Here is a 17,822-nt window from a genome sequence, read left to right as displayed (position 1 = left end):
GGAGCCGCTACTGCGGTTCGCCCTGCTGGGTCGCGAGCACGCGGATGCCGGTCGCCGTCGGCTGCCAGCTCGTGCCGCGCTTGACCGAGAGCGTGCCGTCCTCGGCACGTAGGCGCAGGCTCGAGACACCGTTGCCCCCGGCGATCGAGGCCATGCCCGCGGGGGCCGTCGAGGTGGAGGTCGGCGCCCCGACCACCTGCTCGATCACCGTCGAGTCGGCGTCCGCGCCGCTGGTCAGCACGCCGACCGAGACGTCGTCGATCCAGGTGACGCCGATCCGCGTGACGCCCACGACGGCGCCGCCCGCCACCGCGAGCGGAATCGGCTCACCGAGACGATCCGGCACGACATCGTCGCGGACCACGCCCGCCACCGAGACCACGGTGCGACCGCCCGCGCTCAGCACAGCCGCGATGCGCGTGCCGTCGCGCGAGAGGGCCATGCCTGCGATGGCGGTGGCGTCGCCCCACGCGTCGACGACATCGACCACGTCGCCGTTCGGGAGGTAGGCACGCAGGGCCGAGGGGTCCTCCTGGGGCACGCTCCACACCACGCCGTACGGGTCGATCACCGGATCGATGAGCCCCGGGCGTGTGTCGAGCACCTCGGGCTCCGTCCCCGCCGCGTTCAGCCGGACGACAGCCCCCGAGGCCAGTCGCGCTGCCGCGAGGTCGCGCTCCGCCCCGACCTGCACGCTGAGCGGCGACGCGGCCTCCACCGCCGCCGAGAGGCCGGGGATCTTGCCGATCTCGTCACCGGTGAGGAAGCCGAAGCCCGCCTCGGTCAGCACGAGAGGCGCAGGGGGCACGCGGGTCGACCTCACCGTGACCGGCTCCGCCTCGATGGGTGCGGACTCCACGGTCATGACGACATCGGTCACACCGGCCGAGCGCAGGCTCTCCTCGAGCTGCGTGAGCATGCGGTTGCGGGCATCGGCAGTGGCGACGAGCATGGCGTCGCCCTTCAGGGCGACGTCCGAGACGCCCTCCTCGCCGGTGGGCACCACGGCGACCGCCGTCACCCCGTCGGGGAACGCGGTCTCCACCGACTCCGCCAGCCACTCGCTCTTCGGGTGGTTGACGAGGGCATCCGCGATGCGGCCTGCGGCCTTGGTCACGGGGAACCACCGGACGTCGGGCACCAGGAACTGGTACGACGGGTCGAAGTACATCAGCGGATACTTGTGGAACACCTGCGGGAACTGCGCCTCGTCCAGCCAGATGCCGTCCGGCGCCTGCGTGATGCGCCACTCGCCGTCGTCCTGCTGCGCGAGCTCGAACGTCCAGTTGCCCGGCGAGAGGTCCGCGCGCTCATAGGCGCCCTTGTCGTCGACCGTCCCGACGACCTCCGACGCGAAATCGACGACGCCGTCGCCGGTCTCGACGTAGTCCCGTTCCGCGCGCTCGTCGACGATCACCCCGGATTCCGGCTTCCACGTGTCGGCGAGATCCGGTGCCAGGAACTCCCGGGCGACGGCCCAGTTGCCCAGCACGCCCGGTCCCGATCCGGCGTCGATGAAGCCCTCCACGATCTGCTGCGGCGTGGCGCCCGGCTGCGGCCGGTTCGGGATGAAGACCACGTTCTGCGAGCCGCTTCCGGTGTTGCCGTTCTCGAGCCCGTACTCCGGCGGCCCGCTGGTGGGAAAGCCCGCGCAGCCGGTCACGACGACCGCGCACAGCGCGAGGAGGAGGGCCAGGATGCTGCGCCGCCGGGTCATGCGGAACCTCCTCGGGACGAGGCATCCGTGCTCCCGTTCGTCCGCGGGAGCTCGATCGGCGCGGTGAGTCCGAGGTCGTCGAGGGCGGCGACCGCGTCATCACCCGGATCGACCGGGATCGGCGACTCCCCCGCGAGCGGCACCGCCTGGCGCGGCAGGGTCAGGACGAAGTTCGTGCCGCGGCCGAGCTCCGACCACACCGCCAGCTCGCCGCCGTGCAGCTTCGCGTCGCCGAGTGCGATAGACAGACCGAGGCCGGTGCCGCCGATCGTGCGCTTGCGCGACGGGTCGGCCCGCCAGAAGCGGTCGAAGACGTGCTCGACGTCGTCGGGCTTCATGCCCATGCCGTAGTCGCGCACGCCGATCGCGACGGCCTGCTGATTGCTGTCGACGCTGACCACGATGGGGCGGCCCTCGCCGTGCTCGATCGCGTTGCCGAGCAGGTTGCGCACCACGCGGCGCACCCGCCGCGGGTCCATGTCGACGGGGGAATATCCTCCCGGCGCGACGAGGCGCACGTCGGTGCCGTGCTGCTCGGCGAGCTGCTGCATCGACCCGATCACGTCTTCCGCGAGGTGCGCGAGGCTCGTCGGCTCGAGCTCGAGCTGTACGGAGCCGGCGTCGTAGCGGCTGATCTCGAGCAGGTCGGTGAGCAGCGTCTCGAAGCGCTGCACCTGGGCGTTCAAGAGCTCCGCGGCGCGGGCCGTGGCCGGGTCGAAGTCCTCGCGCTGGTCGTTGATCATGTCGGCGGCGAGGCGGATCGTCGTCATCGGGGTGCGCAGCTCGTGCGAGACGTCCGACACGAAGCGCTGCTGCACGAGCGAGAGGTCGGCGAGCTCCTTGATCTGCGACTCCATGCTGTCGGCCATCGCGTTGAACGAACGGCCGAGCGTCGCCAGCTCGTCCTCGCCGCGCACCTCCAGGCGCACGTCGAGGCGCCCCGACGCGAGCTTCGCGCTGGTGTCGGCGGCCTCGCTGATCGGTGTCGTGACGGACCTCAGCACGAACCAGGCGATGCCGCTGATCAGCAGGACCAGGCCGATGCCGACCACCCACAGCGTGCGCTGCACGAACGTGAGCGTCTCGGGCGCGTTGGCGAGGTCGTACGCGAGATACAGCTCGTACGACGCGACGCCCTGGATCGTGAGCTGCTGACCCACCAGGATCCCGGGGACGGTGGTGTCGTCGCCGTCGGGAAGCCCGACGGGCTGCCATATCTGCTGATCGGGGTTGGTGCGCACGAGCGCCCGCATGGGCGGGGTCAGCAGCTCGTTCATCACCTCTTCGTTGGTGCTGAAGTCCTGCGGCGCGTTGGGCACGAGGGGGCCGATGCGGTAGGCGCCGACGATCGTGGCCGACGACTGGTCGCGCAGCGCCGTGAAGGCGAGGGTCATGACGTTCTGCAGCTGGATGGAGTCGCTCTGCACGGAGGCGTCGAGCGTCCGCTGCGCGGCGACGCGCGCCTGCTCGGCGTCCATGAGCACCTGGTCCTTGCGCGAGGCGAACAGGTCGTTCTGGATGGCGAGGGCCATCCACACGCACGCCACCACGACGGCGAGCGCCGTGAGGCCGATCGTCACGAGGATCGTGCGGAACCGCAGCGAGCGGCGCCAGAGCCCGGCGATGTCACCGGGCCAGGCACGCCAGAGGCGCCACCAGGGAACGCGGGCACGCGCCGGCGTCACGGCCGTGATCGGCGCGGTCATGACTGCCTAGACGACGGCGCCGGCGCGGTATCCGACGCCGCGCACCGTCGTCACGATCTTGGGGTTGTCGGGATCCTTCTCGACCTTCGCCCGCAGCCGCTGGACGTGCACGTTCACCAGGCGCGTGTCGGCCTTGTAGTGGTAGCCCCACACCTGCTCGAGCAGCATCTCCCGCGAGAACACCTGCTGGGGCTTGGAGGCGAGGGCCACGAGCAGTTCGAATTCGAGTGGCGTCAGCGCGATGGGCCCGTCGCCGCGGCGCACCTCGTGCGCCGCCACGTCGACGGTGAGGTCGCCGATGCGGAGCGAGTCGTTGGCCGGCTGGCTCGCGGGGCGCAGCCGGGTGCGGATGCGGGCGACCAGCTCCTTCGGGTTGAAGGGCTTGACGATGTAGTCGTCGGCGCCCGACTCGAGGCCCTTCACGACATCGGCCGTGTCGGTGCGCGCCGTGAGCATGATGATCGGGATGCCGGACTCGGCGCGGATGCGGGTGCAGATCTCGATGCCGTCCATGCCCGGCAGCATCAGGTCGAGGAGGATGAGGTCGGGGCGCTCGGTGCGCCACGCGTCGACGGCCTCGGCGCCGTCCGCGCAGAAGACCGTCTCGAATCCTTCCGTGCGCAGCACGATGCCGATCATCTCGGCAAGGGCGGTGTCATCGTCGACCACCAGGATGCGTGAAGTCATCGCGCGCGTTCGTTCCTTCTGTCCAGGCGCAGAGGACGACGTGCGCGTCCCCATGCGCTCCCCACAGAGTAGTCGACCAGGACAGCGGACCGGCCGAAGCTCGCCCGAACGTATGCCGAGAGCCTCATCCAGGCGGCGGCTGCGGCATCCGCTCGATGTGGAACGATAGGGGCAAGCGCCGTCCTGAAGGCGCGGCGCCCGCGCGCCGCACCGCCCGCGACGCGCCGCCGACCGAGAGGGGAATCGTGTCCGCATACCCGGACTGGACGCCGGCGTCACGCCCCGGGATCATCCCGCTGCACCCGCTGTCGTTCGGCACGATCCTGGGCCGCTCGTTCTCGGCGCTGCGCCAGAACCCGCGCGTGCTGCTGGGCTTCGCCCTCGTCGTGCAGACGCTGGCCTACATCGTGGTGCTGGCCGGCGTGCTCGCGATCGGGTGGGCGTCGTTCTCGCGCCTCGACACGCTGCGGCCGGGCACCGAGGAGTACGACACCGTGATGGCGGGATCGATCGCCCTCACCGCCGTCGCCGGCATCGTGCTCTCGCTCGCCGCGGGCGCCCTCAGCGTCATCGTGCAGGGCATCGTGGTCATCGAGGTGACGCACGCCGCCGTGGCCGAGAAGCTCACGCTCGGCGCGCTCTGGCGCCAGGTCAAGCCGATCGCGTGGCGCCTCATCGGGTACTCGCTGCTCGTCATCCTCGCGGTGATCGCGCTGATCGCCGTGGTCGCGCTCGCCCTCGTCGGCATCGCGCTCGCCGCGCCCGTGGCGGGCATCGCGCTGACGATCCTGGTGATCGTCGCGTCGATCCCGCTGTACTGGTGGCTGATGATCAAGCTGCTGCTGGTGCCGGCGACGATCATCGTCGAGCACGCCACGATCCTCCAGGCGCTGTCGCGCTCGTGGACGCTCACGCGCCGCCGCTTCTGGCCCACGCTCGGCATCATCCTCGTGATCAGCGTCATCTTCGCCGCCGTCGCGCAGGTGGTGAGCCTGCCGATGAGCTTCCTCTCGATGGGGCTGACCACGATCATCGCGCCGACGGGCGACCCCGAGCCGACCGCCATCATCGGCTTCCTCGCCGCGACGCTCCTCACGCAGGTGCTCACGCTGCTGCTGCAGTCGGTCGCCGTCGTCGTGCAGTCCACCGCGACCGCCCTCATCTACATCGACTGCCGCATGCGCCGCGAGGGACTCGACCTGGACCTCCTCGCCTACGTGGAGCGACGGGATGCCGGAGCCACCGCCCTCGCGGACCCCTATCGCGAGCACATCGGGCGTGAGATCGCGCCGCGCGGTGTTCTGGGCGCCTACCCGGCGCCGGGCTACGCACCCTACCCGCCGGGATACGCGGCGCCGGGGTACCCGCCGGCACCGGCCGGCGCGGTGTTCTCCACCTCGCAGGCGCAGCCGGGCTACGGCCCGCCCCCGGGGTACGGGGTGCCTCCCGGCTACGACGCTCCCGCCCAGCCCGGCTACGGCGCTCCCGGCCAGCCCGGCCACCCCGCGCAGCCCGCGTACGGCGCACCCGCGCAGCAGCCCGCGTACGGTGCGCCGGCGCAGCAGCCCGCGTACGGTGCGCCGGCGCAGCCCGCGCCCGCCGCCCCGGCGCCCGCGCAGCCGCCCGCCGCCCCGGCCGCTGCCCCGGCCGCAGACCCCGCGACCCCGCCGCCCGCGGAGGAGCAGTCCCCCACCCGCTGGGCCGCACCCGGCGCCGCGCCCGACGGCGCCGACCGCGAGTCGCCGTGGGCCTGACCCCCGCCGTGCTCCGCGCGCTCGCGCGCGCCGCCGACGCCGTCCCGCCGCTCACGCCGGACGGCGATGAGGCGCGGCGGTGGGCGGAGCAGGAGCTGTCGGACCCGGCCTACGACATCGCCGAGCCGACGCCGTTCGACCGCATCGCGCGCGCTGTCGGCGACTTCATCGCGTCGCTGCTCAACCCCGACCTCTCGGGCGGCTGGGGCTCGACGTTCGCCCTCGTCGCCGCCTTCGTCGTCGCCGTCGTGATCGTCGCGGCGTTCCTGCTGTGGGGTGTGCCGCGGGTGACCCGGCGCGCCGCGCCGCGGACGCCGCTGCTGTTCGGCGAGGACGAGCACCGCTCCGCCGCCGATCTGCGCGAGGCCGCGTCCGAGCGCGCCCGCGCGTCGGACTGGGACGCGGCGATCGTGCTGCGTTTCCGCGCCCTCGCGCGCGGCTGCCTGGAACGCGGCGTCGTAGACCCGCCGCCCGGCGCGACCGTGCACGCCTTCGCGCGCGCCGCCGGCGCCGCCTTCCCCGCGCTCGCGCCCCGCCTCGAAGCGGCGGCCGCCGCCTTCGACGACGTCCGCTACCTGCGCCGCCCCGGCACCGAAGACCTCTACCGTCTCGTCGCATCCACCGACGACGCCGTCGCTGCGGCTCGCGCGGTCGCGCGCGAGGAGGTCCCCGCGTGACCACGACGACCGCCACCCCGCCCGAGAGGGCGACGCCGGATGCTGCACCCCGGCGCGGCCGCCGGATCGCTGCGTGGGTCTCGATCGGGCTCGCCCTGCTCGTGATCGGCGGGATCGGCGGCGCGGTGTCGGCGGCGAACCAGTGGGCCCAGCGCGATGCGCTCGACCCGGACTCCACCGGACCGGGCGGCACCCGGGCGCTCGCCGAGATCCTCCGCGACCACGGTGTCGACGTGCAGGTCGCGCGCGACCGCACCGCCGCGGCCGAGGCGCTCGCCACCGGGCCCGCCACGCTCGTGCTCCCCGACGCGCCGGCGCTGTCGGACGAGGCCCTCGCCGAGCTCGTCGCCGGGGCCGCCGACATCGTGCTGATCGAACCGCGGGCACGCACGCTCGAGCTGCTCCTGCCGGGCTCGGCGCCCGCCGGCGTCGCGCCCGTCGCGCCGATCGCACCGGGCTGCGACGTCGAGGACGCGGCCCGCGCCGGCGCCGTCTCCCCCGGCGCTGTCTACAGTGCGGGCGACGCGACCGGCTGCTACCCGGACGGCGATGCGTTCGGACTCCTCGTGGACTCCTCCGACGGCGGACGCGTCGCCGCGATCGACGCCCGGCCGCTCTTCGCCAACGAGCACCTCACCGAGAACGGCAACGCCGCGCTCGCGGTCAACCTCATGGGGCGGCATCCGCTCGTCGTCTGGTACGTGCCGGGCCTCGGCGACACCGACCTCGCCGACACGACCCCCTCGATCGGCGATCTCACGCCGCCGTGGGTGAGCGCGGTCATCGTGCTGCTGCTCGTCGCGGGCATCGCCGCGGGCATCTGGCGCGGCCGCCGGTTCGGGCCCCTGGTCGCCGAGCGCCTGCCGGTGACGGTGCGCGCGTCCGAGACGACCGAGGGTCGCGCGCGCCTGTACGCGCGCGCCGGCGATCCCCTGCACGCCGCCGACCGGCTCCGCATCGGCGCGCTGCGCCGCATCGCCGCGCTCCTCGGCCTCGCGGCGAACGCCGCCGCCCCCGAGATCGCCGACGCCGCCGCCGGCCGCACCGGGCTCGACCGGCGCGCCGTGCGCGGCACCCTGATCGACGACATCCCCCGCGGCGACGCCGACCTCGTCGCCCTGAGCACCCGCCTGAGAGATCTCGAGGACGCCGTCCGTGCGGCCGTCCGCCCCGAAAGGAACCCCCGATGACGGACACGCCCGCCACCGCGAACGCCGCCCCCGCCGCGGCGGAGCCCGCCACCCACGACGACGCGGCGCTCCGCGAGGCGATGAACCGCGTGCGTCTCGAGGTGGGCAAGGCAGTGATCGGCCAGGACGGCACGGTGACGGGACTGTTGATCGCGCTGCTGTCGCGCGGCCACGTGCTGCTCGAGGGTGTTCCGGGCGTCGCGAAGACCCTCCTCGTGCGGGCGTTCTCGACGGCGCTGGGGCTCGACACCAAGCGCATCCAGTTCACGCCCGACCTCATGCCCGGCGATGTGTCGGGCTCGCTCGTGTACGACGCGAAGACGGGCGAGTTCGAGTTCCGCGAGGGTCCGGTCTTCACGAACGTCGTGCTCGCCGACGAGATCAACCGCACTCCCCCCAAGACGCAGGCGGCGCTGCTCGAGGCGATGGAGGAGCGCCAGGTCTCGACCGACGGTGTGACCCGTCCGCTGCCCGACCCGTTCCTCGTCGCCGCGACGCAGAACCCCATCGAGCACGAGGGCACCTACACGCTGCCCGAGGCGCAGCTCGACCGCTTCCTGCTGAAGCTCATCGTCGAGGTGCCGGCGCGCGATGCCGAGCTCGCGGTACTCCGCCGCCACGCGAGCGGCTTCGATCCGCGCGACCTCGCCGGCGCCGGGCTGCGCCGTGCCGCCACCGCCGACGAGATCCGCGCGGCGCAGCGGGCCGCGGCATCCGTCACCGTCTCGGACGACGTGCTCGGCTACGTCGTGGACCTCGCGCAGGCCACGCGCCGCAGCCCGTCGGTGCAGCTCGGGGTCAGCCCGCGTGCCGCGACCGCCCTGCTCGCGGCCTCGAAGGCGTGGGCGTGGCTCGGCGGCTACCCCGCGATCACGCCCGACCACGTGCAGACGATGCTGCTGCCGACGTGGCGTCACCGCATCCGGCTGCGCCCCGACGCCGAGCTCGAGGGCGTCTCGGTGGACGCCGTGCTCGGCTCGGTGCTGCAGCAGACCCGCGTCCCGATCTGACCCGGCGCCGACATGTACGTCACCGGTCGTCTGCCGCTGCTCCTCGCGCTCGGAGCGCTGCCCGTCGTGCTGCTCTCGACGGCGGGCGTCGACGCGTGGCTCGCAGCCGCGGGCTGGGTGCTGCTGTGCGTGATCGCCGCCCTCGGCGATGCGGCGGCTGCACCTGATCCGCGCCGGATGACGGTGACGCGACGGATGCCTCGGCGCGTGCTCCTCGGTCAGCCCGTGGTCGCCGAGCTCGTACTGCACAACGCCGGCGAGCGCACCCTGCGCGGACGGGTGCGCGACGCCTGGCAGCCCACCGCGGGCGCGCCGGTGGAGCGCGCCGCCGTCACGATCCCGCCCGGCGAAGCCCGGACGATCGGCATCCCGCTGCTCCCCCGCCGCCGCGGCGAGCTGCGGTCGCGGTTCGTCGTGGTGCGCTCGGACGGGCCGCTGCGTCTCGCCGGACGCCAGGGTCGGCTCGACGAGCCCGGGGCCTTGCGCGTGCTGCCGCCCTTCACCGCGCGCCGCCACCTGCCTTCGCGACTCGCCCGGCTGCGCGAGCTCGACGGCAACACGAGCGTGCAGGTGCGCGGCCAGGGCACCGAGTTCGACTCGCTCCGCGAGTACGTGCGCGGCGACGACGTGCGCTCGATCGACTGGCGCGCGACGGCCCGCTCGAGCACGACCATGCTGCGCACCTGGCGCCCCGAGCGCGACCGGCACGTCGTGATCGTGATCGACACCGGACGCACGGCCGCCGCGCGGGTCGGCGACGGCGTGCGGATGGATGCCGCGATGGAGGCGGCGCTGCTGCTCGCGGCGCTCGCGACCCGGGCGGGCGACCACGTGCACCTCCTGATGTTCGACCGGACGATCCGCGCCCGCGTCACCCGCGTGGACGGACCGGGCCTGCTGCCGGCGATGGTGGACGCGATGGCGCCCGTCGAGCCGCAGCTGATCGACACCGACTGGGACGCCGCGTTCGCGCAGGTGCGCGCCTTCACCTCGCGCCCGTCGCTGGTGGTGCTGCTCACTGCGCAGGACGCCGCCGAGGCCGCGCGGGGCTTCCTCGGGTCGTTGCCCGCACTCGCCCGCGGCGCACACGTGCTGGTCGGCGCCGTCACCGACGAGCAGGATCCCCTGCCCGACCGCCCCGACGCCGCCGACGTCTACCACGCGGCCGCCGTCGAGCAGAGCGCCCACGACGCGGCCGTCGTCGCGGCGGCCATCGGCCGGGCGGGTGGCGAGGCGATCGCCGCGACCCCCGAGGCCCTTCCGCCCCGGATCGCCGACCGCTACCTCGCACTCAAGGCCGCCGGGCGTCTCTGATCCCGCGGCTTCGGGTTTGGGGCGCGCCGCGAACGTTTGGGGCGCGTGCCGCGCGCCCCAAACGTCACTCACGCGCCCCAAACCCGGACAAACGGCCGAAGGGTGACGCACCTGGAGGGGGCCGATGCCTCGGGGCGCAGCATCCACGATCCGGAGCGGGTGGGAACGAACACCGGAACCGCCGGCGAAACTCTGGGAGATCAGGCGTTATCCGCGGACACTCCGCGCGCGCTTCCTGGGAATCCGCTGAACATGGCGCTAGCCTCGCGGCGAGGAAAGGAGTCCGCCATGTCGGATACCACCATCCCGCCCACCACGGTGAACAGGCTCGTCGCGGAGGCATTGGGAACGTTTCTGCTCGTCTTCGGCGGCGTCGGCGCGGCTCTGTTCGCGGCGCAGTTCCCGGCCGACGCCGAGGGCAATCCGCTGGGCATCGCCTTCGTCGGCGTCTCGCTCGCCTTCGGTCTGACCGTCGTGGCGGGCGCGTACGCGTGGGGGCCGATCTCCGGCGGCCACTTCAACCCGGCGATCACCCTCGGCCTCGCCGCGGCGGGCCGCTTCGAGTGGAAGAACACGATCGGCTACATCATCGCGCAGGTGATCGGCGGCGCGCTCGGCACCACCGTCATCGTGCTGATCGGCATCTTCGGCACGAACAACTGGCTCGCCAACGCGCAGGACTCGGGCTTCGCCTCGAACGGCTACGGCACCGGTGAGTTCGGCTCGCCGGGCGGCTTCGAGCTGGGCGCCGCGATCATCGCCGAGATCGTGCTGACGGCGATCTTCGTGCTCGTCATCCTGGGCGTCACGCACTCGACGCGCGGGACGGCCGCGCTCGCGCCGCTCGCGATCGGTCTGACACTGACGCTCATCCACCTGATCTCGATCCCGATCGACAACACGTCGGTCAATCCGGCGCGCTCGATCGCGGCGGCGATCTACGGCGGCGCCGGCCCGCTGTCGCAGCTGTGGGTGTTCATCGTGTTCCCGATCGTCGGCGGACTCATCGCCGGCCTCCTGCACCGTGCGCTCTTCGAGCCCAAGGGCACGCTGCCCCCGGTGCAGGCCGAGGCGCGCGTCGAGTAGGCCCTCGCGAACGACGCAAAGAGAGCGGCCCGCCCCCATCCGGGGACGGGCCGCTCTTCTGCGTCGCCGTGCGGGTCAGACGAGGTCGAACCGGTCGAGCTCGGTGACCTTGCCCCACGCCTTGACGAAGTCGCGCACGAACTTCTCGTTCGCGTCGTCCGAGGCGTACACCTCGGCGACGGCGCGGAGCTCCGAGTTCGAGCCGAACAGCAGGTCGACGCGCGTGCCGATGCCGACAGGCTCACCCGAGCCGTCCTTCGAACCCGAGAAGGCGTGCTTGCCCGGGTCGAGCGGCTTCCACGTGGTGCCGAGGTCGAGCAGGTTCACGAAGAAGTCGTTCGTGAGCACACCGGCGCGGTCGGTGAAGACGCCGTAGTCGGAGTCGTCCCAGTTCGCACCCAGCACGCGAAGGCCGCCGACGAGCACGGTGAGCTCGGGGGCCGAGAGCGTCAGCAGGTTCGCACGGTCGATGAGGTGGTGCTCCTCGGGCATGAACGCACGGGGACCGTAGTAGTTGCGGAACCCGTCGGTGATCGGCTCGAGGAACGCGAACGACTCCACGTCGGTCTGCTCCTGCGTGGCATCGGTGCGCCCCGGGTGGAAGACCACCTCGGCGTCGACGCCGGCGTCCTTCGCGGCCTTCTCGACCGCGGCGTTGCCGGCGAGCACGATGAGGTCGGCCAGCGACACCTTCTTGCCGTCCGTGCGGCCGTCGTTGAACGACGCCTGGATCTCTTCGAGCTTCGCGATCACCGTGGCGAGCTGGGCGGGCTTGTTGACCTCCCAGTCCTTCTGCGGGGCCAGGCGGATGCGGGCGCCGTTGACGCCGCCGCGCTTGTCGCTGCCGCGGAACGAGGATGCTGCGGCCCACGTGGTCTCGACGAGCTCCGCGACGCTCAGGCCGCTGTCGAGGACCTGCGCCTTGAGCGCCGCCGCGTCGGCCGCGTCGATCAGCTCGTGGTCGACCGCGGGCACGCGGTCCTGCCAGATGAGCTCCTCGGCCGGCACCTCGGCGCCCAGGTAGCGCTCGATCGGGCCCATGTCGCGGTGCGTCAGCTTGAACCAGGCACGCGCGAACGCGTCGGCGAACGCCTCGGGGTCGTCCTTGAACTTGCGCGAGATCGCGTCGTACGCCGGGTCGGTGCGCAGGGCGAGGTCGCTCGTGAGCATGCGGGGCTCGCGACGGCCGTTCGAGTGCGCGAGGGGCACCATGTCGGCGCCGCCGCCGTTGATCGGGCGCCACTGGTGGCCGCCGCCCGGGCTGCGCATGAGCTCCCACTCGTACGCGTAGAGGATGTGGAAGAACTCGTTGTCCCAGCGGGTGGGGTGGTACGTCCACGTGACCTCGAGGCCCGACGTGATGGTGTCGTCGCCGTGGCCGGTGCCGAGGTTGTTCTTCCAGCCGAGGCCCTGCATCTCGAGGCCGGCAGCCTCGGGGTTGTCCTCGACGTGGGTGTCGGGCCCGGCGCCGTGCGTCTTGCCGAAGGTGTGGCCACCGGCGATGAGGGCGACGGTCTCCTCGTCGTCCATGGCCATGCGGCCGAAGGTCTCGCGGATGTCGCGCGCGGACTTCAGCGGGTCGGGCTCGCCGTTCGGGCCCTCGGGGTTGACGTAGATGAGGCCCATCTGCACGGCGGCGAGCGGACGCTCGAGGTCGCGGTCGCCCGAGTAGCGCTCGTCGGCGAGCCACGTGGTCTCGGGGCCCCAGTACACGTCGGCGTCCGGCTCCCACACGTCGGCGCGGCCGCCGGCGTAGCCGAAGGTCTCGAAGCCCATCGACTCGAGCGCGACGTTGCCGGCGAGGATCATGAGGTCGGCCCACGACAGCGACTGGCCGTACTTCTTCTTGACGGGCCAGAGGAGGCGGCGCGCCTTGTCGAGCGACACGTTGTCGGGCCAGCTGTTCAGCGGTGCGAAGCGCTGCTGACCGGCTCCGCCGCCGCCGCGGCCGTCGGTGACGCGGTAGGTGCCGGCGCTGTGCCACGCCATGCGGATCATGAGGGGGCCGTAGTTGCCGAAGTCGGCCGGCCACCAGTCCTGCGAGGTGGTGAGCAGCTCGGCGATGTCGGCCTTGACCGCGGCGAGGTCGAGCGCCTCGAAGGCGGCCTTGTAGTCGAAGTCCTCACCGAGCGGGTTCGCGACGGCCGGGTTCTTCGCCAGGATCTTGAGGTTCAGCTGGTTGGGCCACCACACGCTGTTGGCGTTGCCCGTGGTCGGGTGGGGCTGACCGCCGTGGATGACGGGGCAGGCGCCCTCGTCCTCGTTGGGACGCGGGCGGGTCTCGCCGTCGGCACGCTCGTCGACCGGCGTGTCGATCGGGGTGACCGCCTGGTCGGTGTCGGTGGGGTTGTCGCCGATCTCAGGGATCGTGTCGTTGTTGTCAGTCATGGCTTCCTTCCAATCGGGATGGGCTCTGAGAGTCGGACAGGATCAGGATGCTGCGGCCTCGACCGGTGCGCCGGGCCCGGCGTCGGCGACGGCCGCGCACGCGGGGCAGACGCCCCAGAAGGTCACCTCTGCCACCTGCACGGCGTAGCCGTGGGCGTCGGAGGGCGTGAGACACGGCGCCGCACCGACCGCGCAGTCGACGTCCTCGACGGCGCCGCACTGCGAGCAGATGAGGTGGTGGTGGTTGTCGTCGACCCGCAGCTCGAACAGGCCGGGACGACCGGCGGGCTCGATGCGGCGTGCGACGCCGGCGTCGACGAAGTCGCCGAGGGCGTTGTACACCGACTGGAGGCTCGTGCCCGGGATCGTGCGCGCGACGATGGCGAACAGTGCGTCGGCACTCGAGTGCGGGCGCTCGATGAGCGCCTCGACCACGGCACGCCGGGAGTCGGTGACCCGCAGCCCCGCGGCACGCAGACGCGTCGCGCTGTCGAGGGCGCGCGCATCGACGGCGGTGTGCGGGGTCATGGCTTCGAGCCTACCGTTGTTTTGAGTCACTCAAAACAGTGGTACGCAGCATCCACCCCGCGAATTCACCCTGCGACGAGCGTGGGCGTGCCGGCCTCGTACTCGGTGAGGTCTCCGGTCTCGCCCAGCCGGTGCGCGCGGCGCCCGACCACGAGCATGTAGGCGAGGAACAGCGCGAGCGCCGTCGCGCCGATGCCGATCTTGACCGGCCACGGCCACGGCCGCGCCGTGACGAAGCCCTCGATCACGCCCGAGACGCCGAGGGCGATCACGAGGCCGATCGCTATCGTCGCGAGGGACCGCCCTGCGGCCGCGAGCGCTTCGCCGCGCGAGCGCGGCCCGGGAGCGACCCACGCCCAGAAGATCTGCAGGCCCGCCGCCCCCGCGACGAAGATGCACGTCAGCTCGAGCAGGCCGTGGGGCAGGATGTACAGCACGAAGACGTCGCCGCGGTCGAACGCGGTCATGACCGCCGCCGCGGTGCCCACGCCGACGGCGTTCTGCACGAGCACCATGATCGGCCAGATGCCGGTGATGCCGAACAGCACGCACTGCGCGGCGATCCAGGCGTTGTTGGTCCACACCGTGCCGGCGAAGACGGCCGCGGGGTTCTCGCTGTAGTAGTCGGTGAACTGGTTCTCGGCGTACTGCTCGAGCTGCGCCTGGCTGCCGAGGCTCGCGACCAGGGCCGGGTCCCCCGAAACCCACAGCGCGACGGCGACCATCACGATCACGAAGCCGATCGCGATGGTGAGCGTCGTCCACCGCACGCGATAGAGCGCGGCGGGCAGCTGCAGCGCGAAGAAGCGCGGGATCTGGCGCATGGCGTTCTCGGGGGCACCGGTGAGCTTCAGCCGGGCGCGCCCGAGCATGGTGGAGATGTGGTCGCCCTGGACGCTGCGCCCCGCGGAGGTCTTCGCGTCGGCGAGGTCGGCGGAGGCCGCGCGGTACCGCGTGACGAGCTCGTCGACCTCGCGGCCGGAGAGCTGGCGGGAACGGCTCAGCTCGTCGAGCCGCGCCCATTCCTCGCGCCGAGCGGCGGTCAGGGCGTCGAGGTCCATGCGCTTTACTGTAGCCATGCCCGCCGACCAGCCCACGATCATCGACATCCACCAGGACGAGGTGCTCACCGGCGAGGCGGTCGCCCTCGACGTGCAGCCGCTCGGCTTCTTCATGCGCGCACTCGGCGTGCTGATCGACATGATCCTCGGCGTCGTCGTGTTCCTGCTGCTGGCGTGGGGCATCACCTGGCTCGCGGGGATCGGCGCCCTCGACGAGGCGGCGCTGCCGATCTTCACGATCGTGCTGCTCGTGCTCGTCATGGTCGTGATCCCGACGGTCGTCGAGACCACCACGCACGGCCGCAGCCTCGGCAAGCTCGCCGTGGGCGGGCGCATCGTGCGCAGCGACGGCGGCGCCTCGGGATTCCGTCACGCGTTCATCCGCGCCCTCGTCGGCGTGTTCGAGCTGTGGTTCACCGTCGGCGCCGTCGCCGCGCTCGTCGGCGCCTTCACGCCGCGCTCGCAGCGCCTGGGCGACCTCCTCGCCGGCACCTACTCCGAGCGCACCCGCACCCCGCGCCTGCCCGACCCGCAGCTCGGCGTTCCGCCGCAGCTCGCGGACTGGGCCGCCGTCGCGGACGTCGCGCGTCTGCCCGAGCGCCTCTCGCGACGCCTGGCGCAGTTCGCCCGGTCCGCGGCGAGCATGGAGCCCACCGCACGCGCGCGGGTCGCAGCATCCCTCGCCCGCGAAGCCGCCGACCACGTCTCACCGGTGCCGTCCGTCGACCCCGAGACCTTCCTCATCGGGGTCGTCGCCGTGCGCCGCGAGCGCGAGCTGCGGGCGCTGCGGCTCGAGACCGCGCGCGCCGACGCCCTCGCGGGCCCGGTGTCGTCGCCGCCGCGCGGTTTCCCCGAGCGCTGAGCCCGGGGGCCGCGCTCAGTAGCGGTAGTGCTCGAGCTTGTAGGGGCCCTCGACCGGAACGCCGATGTACGACGCCTGGTCGGGGGTCAGCTCGGTCAGCTGCACGCCGAGGGCGTCGAGGTGCAGGCGCGCGACCTTCTCGTCGAGGTGCTTCGGCAGCACGTAGACGGCGGTCGGGTACTCGTCGCGCTTGGTGAAGAGCTCGAGCTGCGCGAGCACCTGGTTGGTGAACGACGCGCTCATGACGAACGACGGGTGACCGGTCGCGTTGCCGAGGTTGAGCAGGCGGCCCTCGCTCAGCACCAGCACGCTGCGGCCGGTCGGCAGGCGCCACTCGTGCACCTGCGGCTTGATCTCGATCTTCTCGACGCCCTCGAGCGACTCTAGGCCCGCCATGTCGATCTCGTTGTCGAAGTGGCCGACATTGCCGACGAGCGCGAGGTGCTTGAGCTTGAGGAGGTCGTCGGTCGTGACGACGTCCTTGTTGCCGGTGCCGGTGATGAGGATGTCGACCTGGTCGGCGACGTCCGCGAGGCGTGCGACCTGGTACCCGTCCATCGCGGCCTGCAGCGCGCAGATCGGGTCGACCTCGCTCACGATCACGCGCGCGCCCTGGCCGCGCAGCGCCTCGGCGGCGCCCTTGCCCACGTCGCCGTAACCGCACACGAACGCGACCTTGCCGCCCATGAGCACGTCGGTCGCGCGGTTGATGCCGTCGGGCAGCGAGTGGCGGATGCCGTACTTGTTGTCGAACTTCGACTTCGTCACCGAGTCGTTCACGTTGATCGCGGGGAACAGCAGATCGCCGGATGCTGCGAGCTCGTACAGACGGTGGACGCCCGTGGTGGTCTCCTCCGTGACGCCGAGGAGGCCGTCCGCCATGCGCGTGAAGCGCTGCGGGTCGCGTGCGAGGCTGGCGCGGAGCGTCTCGAGGACGATCCGGTACTCGGCGGAGTCGTCGGCGGCGGCATCCGGAACCGAACCCGCCTTCTCGAACTCGACGCCCTTGTGCACGAGGAGGGTGGCGTCGCCGCCGTCGTCGAGGATCATGTTCGGGCCGTCGAAGCCTTCGGCGGTCCAGTCGAAGATGCGGTCGGCGAGGCGCCAGTACTCCTCGAGGGTCTCGCCCTTCCACGCGAAGACCGGGACGCCCGCGGGGGCGTCGACCGTGCCGGTGGGGCCGACGACCACGGCCGCTGCCGCTTCGTCCTGCGTCGAGAAGATGTTGCAGCTCGCCCAGCGCACCTGCGCGCCGAGCGCGATGAGGGTCTCGATGAGCACCGCGGTCTGCACCGTCATGTGCAAAGACCCGGCGATGCGCGCGCCCTTCAGCGGCTGCGACGCCCTGAACTCGTCGCGCAGCGCCATGAGCCCCGGCATCTCGTTCTCGGCGAGGCGCAGCTGATGGCGACCGGCTGCGGCGAGCGAGAGGTCGGCGACCTCGTACTCGAAGCGCTCAGCAGGAGCGGTGACCGTGGAGTCGGCAGGCGTGGCGACAGGCGTGGAGGTCGGCATCCGGCCATTCTCCCACGCCCGGTCAGGCGCGGAGGGTCTCGTGTCTGACGACGACCCAGCCCTTGGGCACCGACAGGCGCTCCGTGTGGATGGCGCAGAGGTCGTGCGCGTGCGGATCACCGGCGGCGCCGAGCGGGCCGAGGGCCGCCATCTGGTCGCCGTAGTCGTAGGTGAGCGTGGACACCGCCTCACGGGCGCATCCGACCTTGGAGCAGACTCTCTCGCGCATCGGGTAGACGCTATCGCGCCCCCGCGACATCGGAACGGATGCCGCGCCGCAGTGCGGGAGGCGAAGCGCCGGTCCGGCGCCCCGACCGAGACCTAGGA

15 protein-coding genes are annotated in these 17,822 nt (G+C 72.4%); 7 read left to right on the top strand and 8 right to left on the bottom strand.

The genetic code is table 11. The features are described from left to right. Positions 1–7 precede the first annotated feature (7 nt). From ACFC1I_RS13345 to mtrA, 3 genes are read right to left on the bottom strand one after another with little or no spacing between them, the layout of a single operon-like run. Positions 8–1,717, bottom strand: coding sequence for an LpqB family beta-propeller domain-containing protein (locus tag ACFC1I_RS13345; RefSeq protein ID WP_376010085.1), 1,710 nt, complete (start codon positions 1,715–1,717; stop codon positions 8–10). Continuing rightward, positions 1,714–3,423 (bottom strand): MtrAB system histidine kinase MtrB, encoded by a 1,710-nt coding sequence (gene mtrB / locus ACFC1I_RS13340; protein WP_376010083.1) that lies wholly within the window; start codon positions 3,421–3,423, stop codon positions 1,714–1,716. The genes ACFC1I_RS13345 and mtrB overlap by 4 nt, the downstream gene beginning before the upstream one ends. Before the next feature lie 6 nt (positions 3,424–3,429). After that, the gene (gene mtrA / locus ACFC1I_RS13335; protein WP_045297395.1) at positions 3,430–4,110 is read right to left on the bottom strand and encodes an MtrAB system response regulator MtrA; all 681 of its coding nucleotides are present in this window, start codon (positions 4,108–4,110) and stop codon (positions 3,430–3,432) included. Between the two features lie 245 nt (positions 4,111–4,355). Here mtrA and ACFC1I_RS13330 point away from each other — a divergent pair, with 245 nt between their 5' ends. From ACFC1I_RS13330 to aqpZ, 6 genes are all read left to right on the top strand, one after another. Further along, on the top strand, positions 4,356–5,864 hold the full coding sequence (locus tag ACFC1I_RS13330; protein ID WP_376010081.1) for a glycerophosphoryl diester phosphodiesterase membrane domain-containing protein: 1,509 nt from the start codon (positions 4,356–4,358) through the stop codon (positions 5,862–5,864). Then, positions 5,855–6,541, top strand: a complete 687-nt coding sequence (locus ACFC1I_RS13325) for a DUF4129 domain-containing protein (RefSeq protein ID WP_376010078.1) — start codon at positions 5,855–5,857, stop codon at positions 6,539–6,541. Before ACFC1I_RS13330 ends, ACFC1I_RS13325 begins: the two co-directional genes overlap by 10 nt. Next, the gene (locus ACFC1I_RS13320; protein WP_376010076.1) at positions 6,538–7,731 is read left to right on the top strand and encodes a DUF4350 domain-containing protein; all 1,194 of its coding nucleotides are present in this window, start codon (positions 6,538–6,540) and stop codon (positions 7,729–7,731) included. The genes ACFC1I_RS13325 and ACFC1I_RS13320 overlap by 4 nt, the downstream gene beginning before the upstream one ends. Continuing rightward, complete coding sequence (locus tag ACFC1I_RS13315) at positions 7,728–8,741, top strand: AAA family ATPase (RefSeq protein ID WP_376010072.1); 1,014 nt, start codon at positions 7,728–7,730, stop codon at positions 8,739–8,741. Before ACFC1I_RS13320 ends, ACFC1I_RS13315 begins: the two co-directional genes overlap by 4 nt. Positions 8,742–8,753: 12 nt before the next feature. After that, positions 8,754–10,055, top strand: coding sequence for a DUF58 domain-containing protein (locus ACFC1I_RS13310; RefSeq protein ID WP_376010069.1), 1,302 nt, complete (start codon positions 8,754–8,756; stop codon positions 10,053–10,055). A 288-nt stretch (positions 10,056–10,343) separates the two neighbouring features. Then, on the top strand, positions 10,344–11,141 hold the full coding sequence (aqpZ, locus tag ACFC1I_RS13305; RefSeq protein WP_376010067.1) for an aquaporin Z: 798 nt from the start codon (positions 10,344–10,346) through the stop codon (positions 11,139–11,141). 75 nt (positions 11,142–11,216) lie between these two features. On the opposite strand, the gene katG is transcribed toward aqpZ, so the two are convergent. The 3 genes from katG to ACFC1I_RS13290 form a co-directional block, all read right to left on the bottom strand. Further along, positions 11,217–13,529, bottom strand: coding sequence for a catalase/peroxidase HPI (katG, locus tag ACFC1I_RS13300; RefSeq protein ID WP_376010064.1), 2,313 nt, complete (start codon positions 13,527–13,529; stop codon positions 11,217–11,219). A 42-nt stretch (positions 13,530–13,571) separates the two neighbouring features. After that, on the bottom strand, positions 13,572–14,057 hold the full coding sequence (locus ACFC1I_RS13295) for a Fur family transcriptional regulator (protein ID WP_376010061.1): 486 nt from the start codon (positions 14,055–14,057) through the stop codon (positions 13,572–13,574). 65 nt (positions 14,058–14,122) lie between these two features. Further along, positions 14,123–15,118 carry a stage II sporulation protein M gene (locus ACFC1I_RS13290; protein WP_376010058.1) on the bottom strand — a complete coding sequence of 332 codons (996 nt, stop codon included), beginning with the start codon at positions 15,116–15,118 and terminating at the stop codon, positions 14,123–14,125. A 16-nt stretch (positions 15,119–15,134) separates the two neighbouring features. On the opposite strand from ACFC1I_RS13290, the gene ACFC1I_RS13285 reads away from it, so the two are divergent. Further along, on the top strand, positions 15,135–15,980 hold the full coding sequence (locus ACFC1I_RS13285; RefSeq protein ID WP_376010056.1) for an RDD family protein: 846 nt from the start codon (positions 15,135–15,137) through the stop codon (positions 15,978–15,980). Positions 15,981–15,995: 15 nt separating this feature from the next. Here the strand turns inward: ACFC1I_RS13285 and ahcY are convergent, their stop codons facing one another. Further along, positions 15,996–17,495 (bottom strand): adenosylhomocysteinase, encoded by a 1,500-nt coding sequence (ahcY, locus tag ACFC1I_RS13280; protein WP_376010054.1) that lies wholly within the window; start codon positions 17,493–17,495, stop codon positions 15,996–15,998. 22 nt (positions 17,496–17,517) lie between these two features. Continuing rightward, positions 17,518–17,724 (bottom strand): DUF3499 family protein, encoded by a 207-nt coding sequence (locus ACFC1I_RS13275; RefSeq protein WP_376010052.1) that lies wholly within the window; start codon positions 17,722–17,724, stop codon positions 17,518–17,520. Positions 17,725–17,822: the final 98 nt, after the last annotated feature.

This window comes from Microbacterium sp. NPDC056044, from assembly GCF_042267145.1.
Classification (GTDB): domain Bacteria; phylum Actinomycetota; class Actinomycetes; order Actinomycetales; family Microbacteriaceae; genus Microbacterium.
This window is presented reverse-complemented; position numbering and strand designations above follow the sequence as displayed.

Bases quoted from the DNA above. Each gene is read 5' to 3' on its own strand.
- ACFC1I_RS13290 (WP_376010058.1), bottom strand. From the start codon at position 15,118: ATGGACCTCGACGCCCTGACCGCCGCTCGGCGCGAGGAATGGGCGCGG.
- mtrB (WP_376010083.1), bottom strand. From the start codon at position 3,423: ATGACCGCGCCGATCACGGCCGTGACGCCGGCGCGTGCCCGCGTTCCC.
- ACFC1I_RS13285 (WP_376010056.1), top strand. From the start codon at position 15,135: ATGCCCGCCGACCAGCCCACGATCATCGACATCCACCAGGACGAGGTG.
- ahcY (WP_376010054.1), bottom strand. From the start codon at position 17,495: ATGCCGACCTCCACGCCTGTCGCCACGCCTGCCGACTCCACGGTCACC.
- aqpZ (WP_376010067.1), top strand. From the start codon at position 10,344: ATGTCGGATACCACCATCCCGCCCACCACGGTGAACAGGCTCGTCGCG.
- ACFC1I_RS13295 (WP_376010061.1), bottom strand. From the start codon at position 14,057: ATGACCCCGCACACCGCCGTCGATGCGCGCGCCCTCGACAGCGCGACG.
- ACFC1I_RS13275 (WP_376010052.1), bottom strand. From the start codon at position 17,724: ATGCGCGAGAGAGTCTGCTCCAAGGTCGGATGCGCCCGTGAGGCGGTG.
- ACFC1I_RS13310 (WP_376010069.1), top strand. From the start codon at position 8,754: ATGTACGTCACCGGTCGTCTGCCGCTGCTCCTCGCGCTCGGAGCGCTG.
- mtrA (WP_045297395.1), bottom strand. From the start codon at position 4,110: ATGACTTCACGCATCCTGGTGGTCGACGATGACACCGCCCTTGCCGAG.
- ACFC1I_RS13345 (WP_376010085.1), bottom strand. From the start codon at position 1,717: ATGACCCGGCGGCGCAGCATCCTGGCCCTCCTCCTCGCGCTGTGCGCG.
- ACFC1I_RS13315 (WP_376010072.1), top strand. From the start codon at position 7,728: ATGACGGACACGCCCGCCACCGCGAACGCCGCCCCCGCCGCGGCGGAG.
- katG (WP_376010064.1), bottom strand. From the start codon at position 13,529: ATGACTGACAACAACGACACGATCCCTGAGATCGGCGACAACCCCACC.